We start from the raw sequence: 15,681 nt of genomic DNA on the forward strand, positions 1-15,681 counted from the left end.
CCTTTTTTGTTGGACTTTTTATTCCATGAATCTTAGCATTATTGAAGGAATACGTTTGCTTTGTATGACTGATCATGAATTCATTGATAAATATTCTCGATAAATCATATATAGATGACATTATAAAATATAATAAATTTTTTATTCACTGTACAAATTAAAAACCCCGAATTCAAAAAAATTGAACTCGGGGTTAAAAATAATTTCTTATAAAGAAATTACATCATGCCTGGGTAACCAGCACCTGGCGCAGGAGCTGCTTTGTCGTCTTTTGGACGCTCAGCAATCATGCACTCAGTTGTAAGTAGTAGTGAAGCAACAGAAGCTGCATTTTGCAATGCTGAGCGAGTTACTTTAGTTGGGTCAATAATACCAGCTGCAACCATGTCTTCATAGCGCTCTTCTTTAGCATTAAAGCCATAGTTAGCGCATGTGCTTTCACGCACATTGTTTACAACCACAGATGGCTCATATCCACCATTTGCAACGATTTGGCGAAGTGGTTCTTCGCAAGAACGGGAAATGATATCAATTCCAAAACGCTCATCGTTGTTAGAATTTGCGCGAAGTGTTTCGAGTACTTTTTGTGCACGAATAAGTGCAACTCCACCCCCTGGGACGATACCTTCTTCAACCGCTGCACGGGTTGCATGCAATGCATCTTCAACACGCGCTTTCTTTTCTTTCATTTCTGTTTCAGTTGCAGCACCGACACGAATAACAGCTACGCCACCAGAAAGTTTTGCAAGACGTTCTTGCAATTTTTCACGGTCGTAATCGGAAGTTGTGTCAACGATTTGTTTGTTAAGTTGTTTAACGCGCGCTTCGATATCTGCCTTTGCTCCTTGGCCGTCAATAATTGTTGTGTTGTCTTTGTCACAACGCACACGTTTTGCAATACCAAGTTGTTCAATAGCCGTTGCTTCGAGTTTCATTCCAAGTTCTTCAGAAATAACTGTTGCACCAGTAAGAATTGCAATATCTTCAAGCATTGCCTTGCGACGGTCACCAAAGCCAGGAGCTTTCACAGCAACGATCTTAAGATTTGCGCGGAGACGGTTAAGAACAAGCGCTGCAAGAGCTTCGCCTTCAACATCTTCAGCAATAACAAGAAGTGGTTTACCAGTGCGAATTACTTTTTCAAGAATTGGCACAAGATCTTTAAGAGAAGAGAGTTTTTTATCGAAGATAAGAACATAAGCATCTTCGTAATTTACTTCCATTCTTTCCGCGTCATTTACAAAGTAATTGGATAAATAACCACGATCGAATTGCATACCTTCAACAACATCAAGAGTTGTTTCCATGCCTTTTGCTTCTTCAATTTGGATAACGCCTTGCTTGCCTACTTTTTCCATAGCTTTTGCGAGAATGTCACCAATATACTGATCGGAGTTTGCTGAGATCGTACCAACTTGCGCTATTTCATTGTGACTTGAAATTGCTTTGCTTACTTTCTTAAGTTCAGCTGTGACTGCACTGACTGCTTTATCAATCCCGCGCTTTAAATCCATTGGATTGTGACCAGCTGCAACGAGTTTAACGCCTTCGCGATAGATAGCTTGAGCAAGAACAGTTGCGGTTGTTGTACCGTCTCCAGCGATATCAGAAGTTTTAGATGCAACTTCCTTTACCATTTGCGCACCCATGTTTTCGAACTTGTCTTCAAGCTCGATTTCTTTAGCAACTGTCACACCATCTTTAGTTACATTTGGTGAACCAAATGACTTATCAATTGCAACGTTACGACCTCTAGGCCCCATTGTAACTTTTACAGCATCTGCAAGGGTGTTCACACCAACAAGAATTTTTTTACGAGCATCTTCACCAAAATTAATCATCTTAGCTGACATGGATATCTCCTAAAGTTTTTTAAATTTATTAAGCCCCAAAATAAGGAATGGGGTGTTTGCTTCTTAACCAATAACACCAAGTACGTCGTCTTCACGAAGAATAAGATGATCTTCGCCTTCAACTTTGATTTCAGTTCCGCTGTATTTGCTGAAAAGAACACGATCACCAACTTTAATGTCTATGGCACGTACTTTACCGTCTGCAAGCACCTTGCCGTTGCCAACAGCAACAACAGTCGCTTCAACCGGCTTTTCTTTAGCATTGTCAGGAATCAAAATCCCTCCAGCTGTCTTAGTTTCTTCAGCAACGCGTTTCACTAAAATACGGTCGGAAAGTGGACGAATCTTCATAATGAGCCTCCAAAAAGTGGAAATAAACCACAACATTAAAAACTTAATTTTAAAGGTGAGAGGAGACTTCCTCCCGATACCTCAGCTGGAAAATAAGCGCTCGCTCAATGCTGTCAAGGCTGCTGAGAGAATAATTTTTTTTTATTTCTTTTCACTTAAAATAAAAATAGTTTTTAAAATATTCAAAATGAATTATAAATAACATTCACTCAATAAATGGGCAAATTACTAAGTCCATTACTTTAAATTTAGAGTGGCAAAGGAATATTTGAAAGGCCAATTTGTTTAATTGAAATATCTTGGTTATTGGTACGCTTCACAGAATAAACTGCGCCATTTTTATTATCCAAAACGATTGCTATTGGAGTTGCTTTTGTATCACAATAAGCCACGATTAACTTGGAGTTTGAGATTGAATTTATAAAAGGCTGTATGGCTTGATTATTTGCATCAATAATCTTTCCAAGTTTTGAAATAATTTTATTATTATTAATTAAAAATAAAATATTTTTTCTATTAAAGGCAAGGATATTCTGGTTTAATTTTGAGTCAACATATTCTTCATCGTCAAATAAATAAATGGGAGAGAGATTGGGAAACTTTTTTTGAAATTCGTAACTTAATTTTGTAAAACTTTCTACAGAATCGGAATCAGGGATACGGTAATCTAAGCTTTTAGATTTTTGCGAATTATTACTTATTAGCACAAAATTATTGTCGTTTTTTTCTTGAGCAATGACTGCATGTGAGAAAAAGAAAGATAATACATAACCAATTAAAATTATAAAACTATTCATAGTCTCTGGCACCTAAGTTCATTAATAAGCCCCTATCCAAAGTCTATTTAGCTGAAAATATAGATGAGTGCAAATGATTTTGTCTTAGAGTTATTACTTAACTTGGCGAACTTCAACGTCACAAGCTTTTAAAAAATCCATAACAAAATCGTAATCTTCATTCTTATAAGCCTTCTTGAACACAACTCTTTTTACTCCAGCAGTTATGATTGCTTTTGCACAATCTCGACAGGGGCTGTAGGTACAGTAAAGAGCGGAGTTTCTGAGATCTTGCCGCGATGCCGCAATTGCATTGATTTCAGCATGTACCATAAAAGGATATTTATCTGGGCGTAGGTTTGGCAGTTTTTTATCATCACAACCAGGAGGGAATCCATTGTACCCAGTCGCTAAAATTCTTTTATTTTCATCAATAACTACAACACCAACCTGGGTTTCACCATCATGACTTCGCTTAGAAACAGCTTCAGCAATATCTAGAAAGTAGTCATCCCAATTGGGCCGTACGAGTGGCTTTCTATTATCATAGTTAATTTTTATTACGGGAAATGATTTACGGTCTTCCTTTAACTGTGTCACAGTATTACTCATAATATTACACTTTCTTTATATTCGCCAAAGACTTCTCTTAAAGTATTACAAATCTCACCAATACTTGCATAAGCGCGTACCGCAGACAAAATATGCGGCATTAAATTGTCAGTTCCTTGCGCTGCACCTTTTAATTTTATTAAGGCCTCTGTAACAGCTAAAGTATCTCTTTTACGTTTTATTTTTTTTAAACTTTCAATCTGAATTTTCTCTACTGTTTCCTCAACCCTAAGAAGTCCTTCTAGTTGTTTTTCTTCTACTACAAATTTATTTACCCCAACTATCACGCGCTCAAGAGATTCGATATCTTGTTGATATTGATATGCAGATTTTTGAATAGAAGCTTGAACATATCCTTGTTCAATAGCCTGAACCATACCGCCAAGAGAATCTATTTTTTTGATAATATCAACGACTTCATTTTCAATTCGATCGGTTATAGCTTCTATATAATAACTTCCAGCCAAAGGATCGACTGTTTCAGCCACGCCACTTTCATGTGCAATTATTTGCTGAGTTCTAAGCGCTATACGTGCAGATTCTTCAGTCGGCAAAGCCAATGCTTCATCTTTTGAGTTCGTATGTAAACTCTGAGTTCCACCCAAAACTGCTGCAAGGGCTTGAATAGTCACGCGGACAATATTATTTTCGGGTTGCTGAGCCGTTAATGTTGAACCTGCTGTTTGCGTATGGAAACGCAGCATAAGACTTTTGGGATTCTGAGCGCCAAAACGCTCTTTCATTATTTTTGCCCACACTCGACGCGCCGCTCTGAATTTCCCTACTTCTTCAAGAAGATCGGTATATGAATTAAAAAAGAAGGAAAGCCTTGGAGCGAATTCATCCACATTTAATCCTACTTTTACTGCAGCTTCTACATAAGCAATTCCATCTGCAAGGGTAAAGCCAACCTCTTCAGATGCTGTACTTCCTGCTTCACGAATATGATATCCACTGATTGATATAGTATTCCACAGAGGGACATGCTCCTTACAAAAAGCAAATATATCGGTGATAATACGCATAGAAGGTTGTGGAGGAAAAATATATGTACCACGCGCAATATATTCTTTTAATATATCATTTTGTATCGTGCCACGTAATTTAAGGCTACTTATTCCTTGTTTTTCAGCCACTGCAATATAAAGAGCCAATAAAACTGCTGCAGAAGAATTTATAGTCATAGAAGTTGATATTTTATCTAACGGAATGCCATTAAATAATATCTCCATATCTGCAAGCGTATCGATCGCAACTCCGACCTTACCAACCTCTCCAGCCGCTTCATCACTGTCCGAGTCATAACCAATTTGTGTGGGTAAATCGAAGGCGACACTCAAACCCGTTTGTCCTTGAGCTAATAAATATTTATATCTTTTATTACTTTCTTCCGCACTCGCAAATCCAGCGTACTGGCGCATTGTCCATAAGCTGCTGCGGTACATTCCAGAGTGCACACCACGTGTAAAAGGGAACTCTCCAGGAAAATTAATTTTGCTTAAATATTCGCTGTCTGTCATAGCATTACTAGGAAAATAAAGTTCATCAACTACAGATCGAGATGCTGTCACAAACTCTTTTTTCCGTTTTAAATCGCTTTTAGTAGATGACATTTATTTTTTCCTTCTACTGCATTTTATTTTTTCTTTATCTTTTTATCGACTACTCTTCCTGGGAAATCATCCCAGAAATTATTTGTAAAAACTCCATTTATTAGGTCTGACCAATACGGGAAATATTTTTTCTCAGGAGGGTTTTGCAATGTTAAATTGCCATCTTTTCCCCATACAAGTTTTGCATTGTTTGTATCAACTAATAATACAGAAAATCCACCCGTTATAGAATAAATACCATCAACGAAATGCGATTCAATTTGGTTAATAACCAAAATAAGTGCTGTATCTGCATTCATAACACGAGCAGTTAATGTATTTAAATTGTCAATCCAAGTAGGTTCAGTCGCAAGACAATAAGAATAAAATTCAAGAAAATTGCGCCTTGATAAACATGAAGAAGTTATAAGAGTACGAACAGAAGAATCGCGCGATGAAAATCTATTTGCAACATTCTTCATTGTTTCATTTAATTTGAGAAGAACGTTTGAATTGCTTTTTAATAATGCTTTTTGCACCACTTCAAATGGGTATCCATTTATATTTGGCTGTCCATCAAAAGAATCAATTACTTTTTTTTGCAATAAAGCAATTATATTTTCAGAAGATATAGTTGCGAGATCGATCGATATGGTTTTTGAAGGGTCAGGCAAAATAAAAAGAGGAACTGCGATGATAGAAGCCGGATTGACAGCCTCATATCCAGTTTGAATCCCAGAGGGAAGAGGCTTCGAAGTCTGGCATGATATAAAAAAAATCGAGAATATTGCTATAAAAACAATCTTTATCAATATGCTATTTTGCAGCATTTTATCTTCCTTAACAGCTCATAATCATCGTCAAGAGGTATCCAGTTTTTAATTATTTAGTTACCTTTGACAGAATACATTTTTTAAAACATTTGGAAAGTACAAAGCTGCCATCTCGAACCTGCAAAAGCAAGTTAAACATAAAATTTCACTTTAAAAATTGCGTATTTGTTTGACAGTTTCTGAAATGAGTTTGAACTCTGAGTTTTCATGATGTCTTAAAATATTCTCCATATTCTCATCCTGAACTGCGTATAAATGATACAATGCATTTCTGATAAGTCCTTGATATTTTGCTCGAGTTGCAGCCGTCCCACCAAACCACTTTTCATATTCGAACGGAGTCATTAAAGCAATATTATGCATTGTTATATTTAAAAAATTTTTATTGAATTCTGAAAATTCTTTTAAAATACCAAAATCATTTGTAACTAAATTATAAGGACACACGTCTTGACAAATATCACATCCATAAATCGTCTTGGCAAAATGTGCTAAATATTCCTTTGGCACAATATCTCTATGTTCTATTGTTAAATATGAAATACATTTATTTGCATCTAAATAATAAGGCTTTGTTAGAGCACTCGTAGGACAAGCATCTAAACATTTTTGACAATCACCGCAATCTAAATTGGCTATTGGATTCAATTTGTTTTTTAAATTATTTTCGACAATTTCAGAGTAAGGCAAATCAATAAGAAGCGTTGCTATAAAAAAGAAACTCCCCATGCCAGGACGAATAAGCATAGTATTTTTACCAATAAAGCCCAAATGAGCCTCTCTGGCATGAGCCCTATCGAAAAAAGGGATCGAGTCGATAACGGGTCGAAAAGCAAAATTTATATTTAAATGCTTCTGCAAAGCATGCGCAATTTTCTCTAAATTTTTTTTTAATACTTTATGATAATCTTTTCCGTATACATATTTAGAAATTAATTTTTCCCCAATTAACGAATTTTTTTTAATTTTTATTGCTTTCGCGTTTGTTTTTCTATTTCTAACACGATGTCCTAATGAGTACGGAAAAAGAAAAATAAGAGCTGTTTTTGATTCTTGTAAAATAAACGAAGGATCTTTTCTTGCATCAATATTATTTTCTAAAAATTTCATCCCTGCATGAGAGTTTTCACTTATCCACTGTTCAAAAGCTCTTAAGTCTTTTTCAAAGATGCTTAAAAACTTTTTATCTTCAAAAGAAAACACACCTGAAACATGGGCATCACATTTTTTAAAAAGTTCAATTATATCTGGTTTTATAATCATTTTTCTGGTCTTACGCTACTCGGATCAGCATGCACAATAACATCCCCTTCAAATTCTGAAGATAAAACATTTTCAATATTTTCGATTATAATATGAACTTCATTAAATAATAAATCCTCAGGTAAAGTAACATGGAAGTCGAAAAAATACCTATGTCCGCTCTTACGCGCACGGAAACGATGAATATCTAAAATCCGCTCATCTGTACCTTTTACAATTTTTTTAGCTGTCTCTTTTATTTCTTCAGGAATATCATGATCCATGAGTTCATTAATGCTTGTTTTAACCAATCCGAAAGATCCATAAATAATATACATAGAAAATATCAATGCAATCACTGGGTCTAAAATAGTATATCCAGATACAGCTATTAGTATAAGCGCTAACGTTGAGGATATATTTGTCACGAAATCTACTTTATAATGCTCAGCATCTGCTATAAGAGCTGGGCTCTTCAATTTTAATCCATTTACTTTTAGCCATTTTGTTACAAAAAGGCTGACAAAAGCTGCAATAATAAAAAATGCAATCTGCTTCCAATCTGAATGATTTACTTCAAGAGAAATTCCCGATAAAACATCATAAATCTGCCTTACGCTTGAAACAACAATCGCAATTCCGCCACCAATTATGAGGCTGCCCTGGCCTAAAGCAGCAATACTTTCAGCACGACCATGGCCATAGGGATGATTGTGATCAGGATCAAGGCGAGCAAACTTAACAATTTTGCGATTCACCAAACTAACAACCATATCCATTGTACTATCAAGAGCTGATAATGCGACAATCAATGAACCCGTCATAAAAAAAAGCGTGAGTTTACCTATAGCTAAAAATGCTGCACAAAATGCTGCAATTAAGGCTGCATTTTGTGCTGTTTTTGAATTGGAAAGACCATCTTTTGTTAATTTATGGAGCATGAAAATTCTTTCTAATGTTTAAGAAAAACTCTTTGATAAAAAGGAACTCCTTTTGCAGTAAAAAGTTTTTGAAATGCTGTTTCGTAAGAATCACCCCTAATATTTCGTGGCTTTGCCAAAGGGGAAGAGTCATTTGCATCATCAGGCGTAAAACCTGAGCTTAAAACAAATTTCTGTGTTTCCAAAAAGTAGGGTTCATGATCTGTTTTAAACCAAAAAAATCCGCCAGGTACGAGCTTTGCATGTAATAACTTTATGAAATCAGATTTTAATAGCCTATTTTTTTCATGTCTATCTTTAGGCCATGGATCTGGGAAAAAAATACAAATACCAAGGAGAGAATTATCTGGCACGATTTCACTTAAAAAAGATTTTCCATCACATATAGCTATCCGCCCATTTTCGGAAGAATTTCTTTTGAGTTTACGTGCAGCTTTCACTACCCTCTTATAAGTAATATCTAAGCCTAAAATATTTTTATCTTTATTATTTTCGACAAGTTCAAGAACAGTTTTTCCCATATAACAACCAACTTCAATTACAATTGGTTTAGTCATATCGGTAAACAATGAGGCGTATTTTTCATGCAACTCATTTTGGGTTAAGAGAAAATCAGATAAACCGAGAGCTTCTTTTAAATAAGGATTTTCATGCCTATCAGGAGCTTTTTCCCCTTTACGCAAATTATCTATAATTGTTCCAACTTTTCTCATCTGCAAAAATCTTCCGTATAAAATCTTAAAGTCTTGACAAATTAAAAAATTTGCCCACTGGTTCATGCGCAGGTTGCCGAAAAGATGGCAATGGATCAAGTCTAAAATGAGCTATTAGGAAAATTATGAAACGAAACTTGATTTTTAAATCACTCATTCATTATGCTAAACCAATGGGAGCATTTTTAGTCTGTTTATCCCTCACAAACGTATGTTCAGCATTGTCTCTCATAAGCTATTTTTATCAAACTTCCTACCCAAATGAAGAATGCACGCCTGCTTCACTTGATCCACAAACTCTTAAGTTAACTTACTCAGAACGGTCAAATATGAAAAATGAATTTAAGGTCGGCTGGGACTTATATACAAATAAAAATTTAGCATTTTACCAAAAACCTTCAATTGGTGGTGAAGTGCAAATTGCTCGATGTCTACCTCCAGGGAGATGGGTCTATTTAGGACGAGGAAATGTAGAAAATGTAAATGGCAATACAGTTGAAGCAACAATTAAAGGAATCGATATGATTCAAGGTTCTTCTGTAAAGTTTCCTAAGAAATTTATTGAAACCGGAAATTTTTATTGGCGCCCAATGGCGGGGGACAGTGTTTTTCCGGTTGAAAAATCAGTTTCGAGAAAAATTTCAATAAGTCCTAAAATTGAAATAGCTTATGAAGATATTTTTGTATATTTAGGAAGCGGTGAGTATTCTTACGATATTACTCCTGAAGGAGAAGAATTTCTCAATAATAAATTTAATCATTTTAAAAAAATAAATGGAAGACTAGAAATAGATGGTTTTTATATTGCAGCAGGTAAAAGCGAAGATTTAAGATTAGAATCGTTGATGCGAGCCCAAGCTGTTGGAAATTATTTTATAAGAAAATTTAAACTTAATCCTGATCAAATTGTGACAATCGGGTATGGAAATGACTGGCTTCAGTCTGGTATGCAACCGGTAAAAGCTTGGCCAAATCGGAATTTAATGCGTGGGATCATTTTGAAAATATTACCTGAAAGTGCTGATTATTAATAAATTATGCCGCCAAACCTCAATTTAAATAATAAAAAAATATAAACCCAAATTTTTAAAAGCGATACTTGCAAAATATTTTTAGGCAATGTAAAAACTAGCAAATATTAAATTAGAAGCAACAGAAAAATAAATTTTTATATTTCTGTTTCAATAAAATAGCATAAATGGAGGTATATAGTGCCGATTAATTTAGAAATTATATCTGGTTCCGATGTATTCAATACTGAAGTTTTGCCTTTTGGCTATGAAGAACACTTTATAACTCCCGAAGAAAGAGAAATGTTTAATATAGGAAAAGATTCACAGCTTAAGAGCGCAGTTGAAAATCATTTTGGAGAAAGACCTGAAGATGTTCACTTATTACCTGAGGATTACCCTTGGGGCAAAATATATAATGATTACAATTGGTCACCAGTTAAAGCGAGTTACTATGTTGCAGATATATCTATTTTAGATGTTCAGCAAGAAAAAGTGATCATCAGTCAAAAAGAATTTGAAAATAAAAGTTCAATTGCTGCCACATATAATGCCTCAATAACTGAATCTGTTGCCAACACAATTGAAAGCTCTTGGAACAGTTCAAATAAACTTTCTGGTGGCTTCAATATTAAAGGGAAATTCTCAGTTTTAGCAGTAGAAACAGAAGCAACGACCTCAATTGGCTTTGAACACACTTGGGGGAAAGGGGGAACAACCCGCCATATGACGACTGTTGGAACAACGACAGGATTATCCGTTACTCTAAAGCCAAAGGAGGCCGTGATTGCTGAGCTTACAGCTACACGAGGGAGATTAAAAGTTGAAATAAATTATAATGTTCTATTATCAGGAAGTATTTTAGCAAATTACTATCCACCTTACAAAGATCATCATTTTTGGTTTTTGCCTATTCGAAAAGTCCTTGATAAGAAAAGCACTAAAAAAGTTACAGAAAATATTTTAATAAATTACTATTCAAATACAAAAGTAGTATTAAGAGACAAAAAAAGTTCAAAAATCATAAAAAGCATGAATATTTAGTGGAAAATCTTGCTTAACAAAAAATTATATAATAATAAAACAAAAAATCATCTTAATTTTTTTAATACTTCAGCAGCATTTATTTCTTCGCCTTCTGGAATTCCAAGTTTTTGTTTTACGGTAAGCTCTTCTATTCCGCCTTTAGTATCTGCTTTTCTTTGAATTTCTAGAGTTAAATCTTTTATTTTAAATAGATGACAATCTTCGATAAAGTAATAGCTTTCATGAAAAGTAACAACTTTACGATTCAAGGAACCACATAATTTTTGCGGTGACGGCAGATTTCTTTTAATTATTTCTTCACTCTCATTCACAATTAAATTTGTTTTTTCAACCACTATTGCATTGCCTATGGGGAACTCACCAAGAATCTGAGGAGCTAAAGTGTAAATAGGACGACTTTTTTCACTAAATTTTAAAACATCACTATATTTTGAAAACGGTCTTCTCTTACAATTATCAATATAATAGTATATTATACTATCTGATGTTAGAATACTTTTATCATAATTCTGGCATAAATATTTAAAATTAATTGTATTCTTTTTTTCAAAATCGTTGTAATAATCATCATAAGTATAATTCTCGCCAATTGGAATAAGAGAAAAAACTTCACTCGAAAGATTCACAATATGTTTTTTTCTTATTTGAACAAATTTATTTACGATTTCTGAATTTTTGACGGGTCTTAATTTACAATCATTCAAGTAATAAATTCGATCTATATAAGAAACAATCCTATTTCGCAATTCTGCACAAGCCACGATTTTTGATTTAATTGAATCCATCATAATTTCATCATCACCCAAAGTAACGAGTGATTTATGATTTTGCTCTTCTGCAGCTATAACTTTTTTGCTGGAAAATAAAATAAAACAAATAGCAAGCAAGAAAAATAGGAAAAATCTTTTAAAAATAATATTCATTATAATCTCTTAACCCGATCCTAGTTTAAGTTATGAAATAAAATTATAAGCTTCTAAACACTTACTCAACAATTGCAAATTATACAATAATATCCTAACCTATAAAACTGTCAGGCAAAAGTTAAGGAGGCTGAGTGCAATCAACAAAAATTGTGACACTAAATGACATAAATGTCTCTTTTATAAAAAATAAACCTGTCCTACAAAACTTAGATCTCGAAATATTTAAAGGCGAATCTTTAACTATCCTAGGTCCTGGGGGCTCAGGTAAAAGCACACTTCTTAAGATTATATTAGGAATCATTGAACCGCAATCAGGAACGCTCAATGTATTTGGCAAAAATATAAACTCATTACTGCACAAAGAGCGTTCAGAAATCTTAAAAAAAATTGGCATTGCCTTTCAACAGGGCGCTCTTTTTGATTTTATGACTGTGAGTGAAAACATAGATTTTGCTATGGAAAACATGACTCAATTCACCCAAAAAGAACGGGAAGAAAGAATTCCAAATTTCTTAGCTCAAGTTAATCTCACCCACGCAGCAGACAAACTCCCAAGTGAGCTTTCCGGCGGGATGCGTAGAAGAGTTGGCTTTATACGGGCTCTTATCACCAATCCAGAACTTGCTCTCTTAGATGAACCCACTGCAGGTCTTGATCCTGTTACGACAACAATAGTAATAGACATCATACACCGCATTGGACGGCAAATCGGTACCACCATGGTTTGCGTGACCTCAAATATTGATGTGGCATTTCGATTTGCAAAAAAAGTTGCTATCTTAAAAGATGGAAAAATAATTGGGGTTGGTACAAAAGCAGATCTTTTGAATTTAAATAATGAATGGATTACAAATTTTCTTACAATACGTGAAAATAAATTCCATACTGATGAAGAAATAGATATGAACGAGTCTTCAGTATGAGTAACAATATATAAAAAGAAGACAATATGACAGGAAACTCTGAATTTTTAATTTGTGAAGGGGTTAAAACTCATAATTTAAAAAATATCAATCTCAAAATACCGTTAAAAAAATGGATTGCAATCACAGGAGTTTCGGGAAGCGGGAAAAGCAGTTTAGCATTCGATACAATTTATTCCGAATCACAACGAAGATTTCTTGAAACTTTAGGGACATATGAGAGACAGTTTCTCCAAGGTCTTCCTCAAGGTGAGTTTGTTGAAATTGATAATATTCCAGCAGCCGTGTCTTTGAAACAAAATAATAAAACAGGAGATCCTCGCAGTGTCATTGCATCTTCTGCTGATATTGCAACGCCTCTGCGTAATCTTTTTATCGCATTGATGGAACCATCCTGTGCGAAATGTGGATCACAAGTCAATGTTGATCAAGCAAAAGATCTTATAGATTTTTTAAATAACGAAGATATTAAAAAAAATAATTTAAATTACTTGATTTCTGTTCCTTATGCGATCCAGTCAAAAAAAAGCATAGAAGATCTTATTTTTGAAGGCTATTCCAGAGCACATATCGACAATGAAATAGTTGATTTAGAAGAATTTTTGACTCATAAAAATAGAATAATTCCCAAAGAATTTGAAATTATATTAGATCGTATTAATTGGCAATTAAATAAAGATGAACTATCTAATCGTATAGAGACGATTTGGTCACAGGTAAAATTCTCCCCTCGATTTTCATATATAAATTTAGTTAAATTAAGTAACAAAAAAGATTTGAGTGACGAAAAAAAAGTATTTCACGTTCAACCATTCTGTACAAGTTGCAACCAACAGACGACTATTATTCAATTGAATGATTTAGATTGGCAATCTATTTTAGGGGCATGCGCAAATTGCAATGGACTTGGAAATACTCCTGTGCTTGATCATCTCAAAATTATTCCAAATCCTAATTTATCAATCATAGATGGAGCAATAAAACCTTGGAATTCTGATACATTTTTATGGATGAAAGAAGAACTTATAAGAGCTTGTAAAAAAAGAAATATAAAAACAAATATCCCCTATGAAAAACTCTCAAGTGAAGCGAAAGATTTTATCTGGATAGGAGATGATTTAGATAAAAAAAGCAAAAACCAAAGTGAATATGTTACTTTAAAAAATTTCTTTGATATTCTTGAACAGGAACGCTATAAAAGCACTTCAAGAATACTACTTGCTAAATATAGAAAATATGAAACTTGTCCAGAATGTCTAGGTGCTCGCTTAGGGAAAGCAGGGATGAATGCAAAGTGTTTTCATTCATCATATAATGATCTTTTCCAACAAGAAATATCTAAAACACTTAATTGGCTTGAGCAGATTAAGTGTGAAAAAAAATTCGAAAAAAAAATCAATGCAATTCAAGAAATATATGAAGAAGTCTATAAAAAAGTATCTCTTCTCGTAAAGCTAGGGCTCGGTTCTGCTCAACTCTTTAGAAGGTGCAAAACCTTATCAGGAGGGGAATATCAGCGCGTGCTTTTAACGCGAGTTATTGGTAATGGCCTGACCGATGCACTCTATGTATTAGATGAACCCAGCATTGGACTCGGCAAAAATGAAATTCCATCACTTATACATTGTATAGAAGAATTGCGTGATTTAGGTAACACAATTCTCATGGTTGAACACGATAAACAATTGATATCAAGTGCAGACGAAATATTTGAATTAGGACCAGGCGGTGGAGAAGAGGGAGGTTCTTTGCTGACGGTGAAAAATAAAATACCAAGATGTTTTCAAACACAAATAAGCAATAGTTTATTGAATTTAAACAAAATGAATATTTTTCCTATTAACTCTTTCCAAAGAAATAATTCTATTATTTTAAATAAATTTTCAGCAATGAATTGTCACAATTTAGATATTGAATTTATTTTAGGAAAATTGAATGTAATTATAGGCCCAAGTGGTGCTGGAAAATCAACTCTTATTCGTTTTGGCCTTGGAGCCGCTCTAGATAAATATAAAGAAATTCAAAGCACTGAAAATTCTGACTTCGATGCAGACGCAAAAATTGGAACCTGGGAACATTTTAGTTTTCCTAATTATTTTTTTGAAAATAACGATATAATAAGTGTTGAACAGAAAGCTTTGCACCGAACTATTTCGAGCGTCCCAGCAACAATTTTAGGACTTATGGATATTTTACGAAAAAACTTTGCAGCGACTCATGAAGCAAAAGCCCAAGGCCTACAACTTTCCGATTTCTCTTTTAATGGTGCAGGTGGATGTGAATATTGCAATGGGAAAGGCACCATTGAGGATGATTTATTCTTTTTAGGTTCCGTAGAAAAAGTGTGTCCAGAATGCAATGGCTCGCGCTACCGCAACGAGATTCTGACTGTCACTTGGAATAAAAAAAATATCAGTGAGTGGCTTTCCACAAGTATCAATGAATGCCTGTCTACTCTTGGCAGGCAACAAGGTTTTGCCAAAGCCCTTATACTTTGTAAACAGCTTGGATTAGGTCACATTCCATTAGGTCTACCCACATCCTCAATGTCAGGCGGCGAAGCGCAACGACTGCGTATTTGCGCAGCTCTTTCAAAGTCTTCCAAAAAAATCTTCTGCCTACTTGACGAACCCACCCGAGGGCTCTCCGATTTTGACATTGGAAACCTTCTTGAAACTTTATTGCGTCTTTGCAATGAAGGGCATACATTTGTCGTTGTAGAGCATCATGAACTCTTTGAAGAAAATGCACACCATCTTATAAAAATGGGACCAGGGAGTGGTGTTCAAGGTGGAAAAATCATAGAAAGATTGTTAGCAACTGCTCAAGGATAAACCATAAGAGTCAATTGCTTGTAAAAAT

At 34.4% G+C, this 15,681-nt stretch carries 14 protein-coding genes; 4 read left to right on the top strand and 10 right to left on the bottom strand.

What is annotated here, in order from left to right:
* Positions 1-218: 218 nt before the first annotated feature.
* The 9 genes from groL to trmB form a co-directional block, all read right to left on the bottom strand.
* A complete protein-coding gene (groL, locus tag EZS29_RS14280) occupies positions 219-1,853 on the bottom strand; it encodes a chaperonin GroEL (protein ID WP_130612242.1) in 1,635 nt (544 codons plus the stop codon).
* 63 nt (positions 1,854-1,916) lie between these two features.
* Entirely contained in the window at positions 1,917-2,204 is a 288-nt protein-coding gene (groES, locus tag EZS29_RS14285; protein ID WP_130612245.1) for a co-chaperone GroES, read from the bottom strand.
* 248 nt (positions 2,205-2,452) lie between these two features.
* Positions 2,453-3,001: a hypothetical protein gene (locus EZS29_RS14290; protein ID WP_130612248.1), complete on the bottom strand. Its 549-nt coding sequence runs from the start codon at positions 2,999-3,001 to the stop codon at positions 2,453-2,455.
* Positions 3,002-3,094: 93 nt separating this feature from the next.
* The gene (locus EZS29_RS14295; protein WP_172603972.1) at positions 3,095-3,580 is read right to left on the bottom strand and encodes a deoxycytidylate deaminase; all 486 of its coding nucleotides are present in this window, start codon (positions 3,578-3,580) and stop codon (positions 3,095-3,097) included.
* A gap of 8 nt (positions 3,581-3,588) precedes the next feature.
* A complete protein-coding gene (locus tag EZS29_RS14300) occupies positions 3,589-5,205 on the bottom strand; it encodes an acyl-CoA mutase large subunit family protein (protein WP_130612254.1) in 1,617 nt (538 codons plus the stop codon).
* 23 nt (positions 5,206-5,228) lie between these two features.
* Positions 5,229-6,014 carry a hypothetical protein gene (locus EZS29_RS14305; protein ID WP_130612257.1) on the bottom strand — a complete coding sequence of 262 codons (786 nt, stop codon included), beginning with the start codon at positions 6,012-6,014 and terminating at the stop codon, positions 5,229-5,231.
* A 153-nt stretch (positions 6,015-6,167) separates the two neighbouring features.
* Complete coding sequence (gene queG / locus EZS29_RS14310; RefSeq protein WP_130612260.1) at positions 6,168-7,280, bottom strand: tRNA epoxyqueuosine(34) reductase QueG; 1,113 nt, start codon at positions 7,278-7,280, stop codon at positions 6,168-6,170.
* Complete coding sequence (locus EZS29_RS14315) at positions 7,277-8,200, bottom strand: cation diffusion facilitator family transporter (RefSeq protein ID WP_130612263.1); 924 nt, start codon at positions 8,198-8,200, stop codon at positions 7,277-7,279. The genes queG and EZS29_RS14315 overlap by 4 nt, the downstream gene beginning before the upstream one ends.
* An 11-nt stretch (positions 8,201-8,211) precedes the next feature.
* Positions 8,212-8,913: a tRNA (guanosine(46)-N7)-methyltransferase TrmB gene (gene trmB, locus EZS29_RS14320; protein ID WP_246035224.1), complete on the bottom strand. Its 702-nt coding sequence runs from the start codon at positions 8,911-8,913 to the stop codon at positions 8,212-8,214.
* 125 nt (positions 8,914-9,038) lie between these two features.
* Between trmB and EZS29_RS14325 the strand changes: the two genes are divergently transcribed.
* Positions 9,039-9,944, top strand: a complete 906-nt coding sequence (locus EZS29_RS14325) for an OmpA family protein (protein WP_130612269.1) — start codon at positions 9,039-9,041, stop codon at positions 9,942-9,944.
* Between the two features lie 180 nt (positions 9,945-10,124).
* Positions 10,125-10,967: a follicular epithelium yolk protein subunit gene (locus tag EZS29_RS14330; protein ID WP_130612272.1), complete on the top strand. Its 843-nt coding sequence runs from the start codon at positions 10,125-10,127 to the stop codon at positions 10,965-10,967.
* A gap of 47 nt (positions 10,968-11,014) precedes the next feature.
* Here EZS29_RS14330 and EZS29_RS14335 read toward each other — a convergent pair whose 3' ends face one another.
* Positions 11,015-11,893, bottom strand: coding sequence for a hypothetical protein (locus EZS29_RS14335; RefSeq protein WP_130612275.1), 879 nt, complete (start codon positions 11,891-11,893; stop codon positions 11,015-11,017).
* Positions 11,894-12,027: 134 nt separating this feature from the next.
* Between EZS29_RS14335 and EZS29_RS14340 the strand changes: the two genes are divergently transcribed.
* Both EZS29_RS14340 and EZS29_RS14345 read left to right on the top strand, forming a co-directional pair.
* Positions 12,028-12,819: an ABC transporter ATP-binding protein gene (locus tag EZS29_RS14340; RefSeq protein ID WP_130612278.1), complete on the top strand. Its 792-nt coding sequence runs from the start codon at positions 12,028-12,030 to the stop codon at positions 12,817-12,819.
* 26 nt (positions 12,820-12,845) lie between these two features.
* Positions 12,846-15,653 carry an excinuclease ABC subunit UvrA gene (locus EZS29_RS14345; protein ID WP_130612281.1) on the top strand — a complete coding sequence of 936 codons (2,808 nt, stop codon included), beginning with the start codon at positions 12,846-12,848 and terminating at the stop codon, positions 15,651-15,653.
* Positions 15,654-15,681: the final 28 nt, after the last annotated feature.

This window comes from Fluviispira sanaruensis (genome assembly GCF_004295685.1).
Taxonomy (GTDB): domain Bacteria; phylum Bdellovibrionota_B; class Oligoflexia; order Silvanigrellales; family Silvanigrellaceae; genus Silvanigrella; species Silvanigrella sanaruensis.

Bases quoted from the DNA above. Each gene is read 5' to 3' on its own strand.
- groL (WP_130612242.1), bottom strand. From the start codon at position 1,853: ATGTCAGCTAAGATGATTAATTTTGGTGAAGATGCTCGTAAAAAAATT.
- groES (WP_130612245.1), bottom strand. From the start codon at position 2,204: ATGAAGATTCGTCCACTTTCCGACCGTATTTTAGTGAAACGCGTTGCT.
- EZS29_RS14290 (WP_130612248.1), bottom strand. From the start codon at position 3,001: ATGAATAGTTTTATAATTTTAATTGGTTATGTATTATCTTTCTTTTTC.
- EZS29_RS14300 (WP_130612254.1), bottom strand. From the start codon at position 5,205: ATGTCATCTACTAAAAGCGATTTAAAACGGAAAAAAGAGTTTGTGACA.
- EZS29_RS14305 (WP_130612257.1), bottom strand. From the start codon at position 6,014: ATGCTGCAAAATAGCATATTGATAAAGATTGTTTTTATAGCAATATTC.
- queG (WP_130612260.1), bottom strand. From the start codon at position 7,280: ATGATTATAAAACCAGATATAATTGAACTTTTTAAAAAATGTGATGCC.
- EZS29_RS14315 (WP_130612263.1), bottom strand. From the start codon at position 8,200: ATGCTCCATAAATTAACAAAAGATGGTCTTTCCAATTCAAAAACAGCA.
- trmB (WP_246035224.1), bottom strand. From the start codon at position 8,913: ATGAGAAAAGTTGGAACAATTATAGATAATTTGCGTAAAGGGGAAAAA.
- EZS29_RS14325 (WP_130612269.1), top strand. From the start codon at position 9,039: ATGAAACGAAACTTGATTTTTAAATCACTCATTCATTATGCTAAACCA.
- EZS29_RS14335 (WP_130612275.1), bottom strand. From the start codon at position 11,893: ATGAATATTATTTTTAAAAGATTTTTCCTATTTTTCTTGCTTGCTATT.
- EZS29_RS14345 (WP_130612281.1), top strand. From the start codon at position 12,846: ATGACAGGAAACTCTGAATTTTTAATTTGTGAAGGGGTTAAAACTCAT.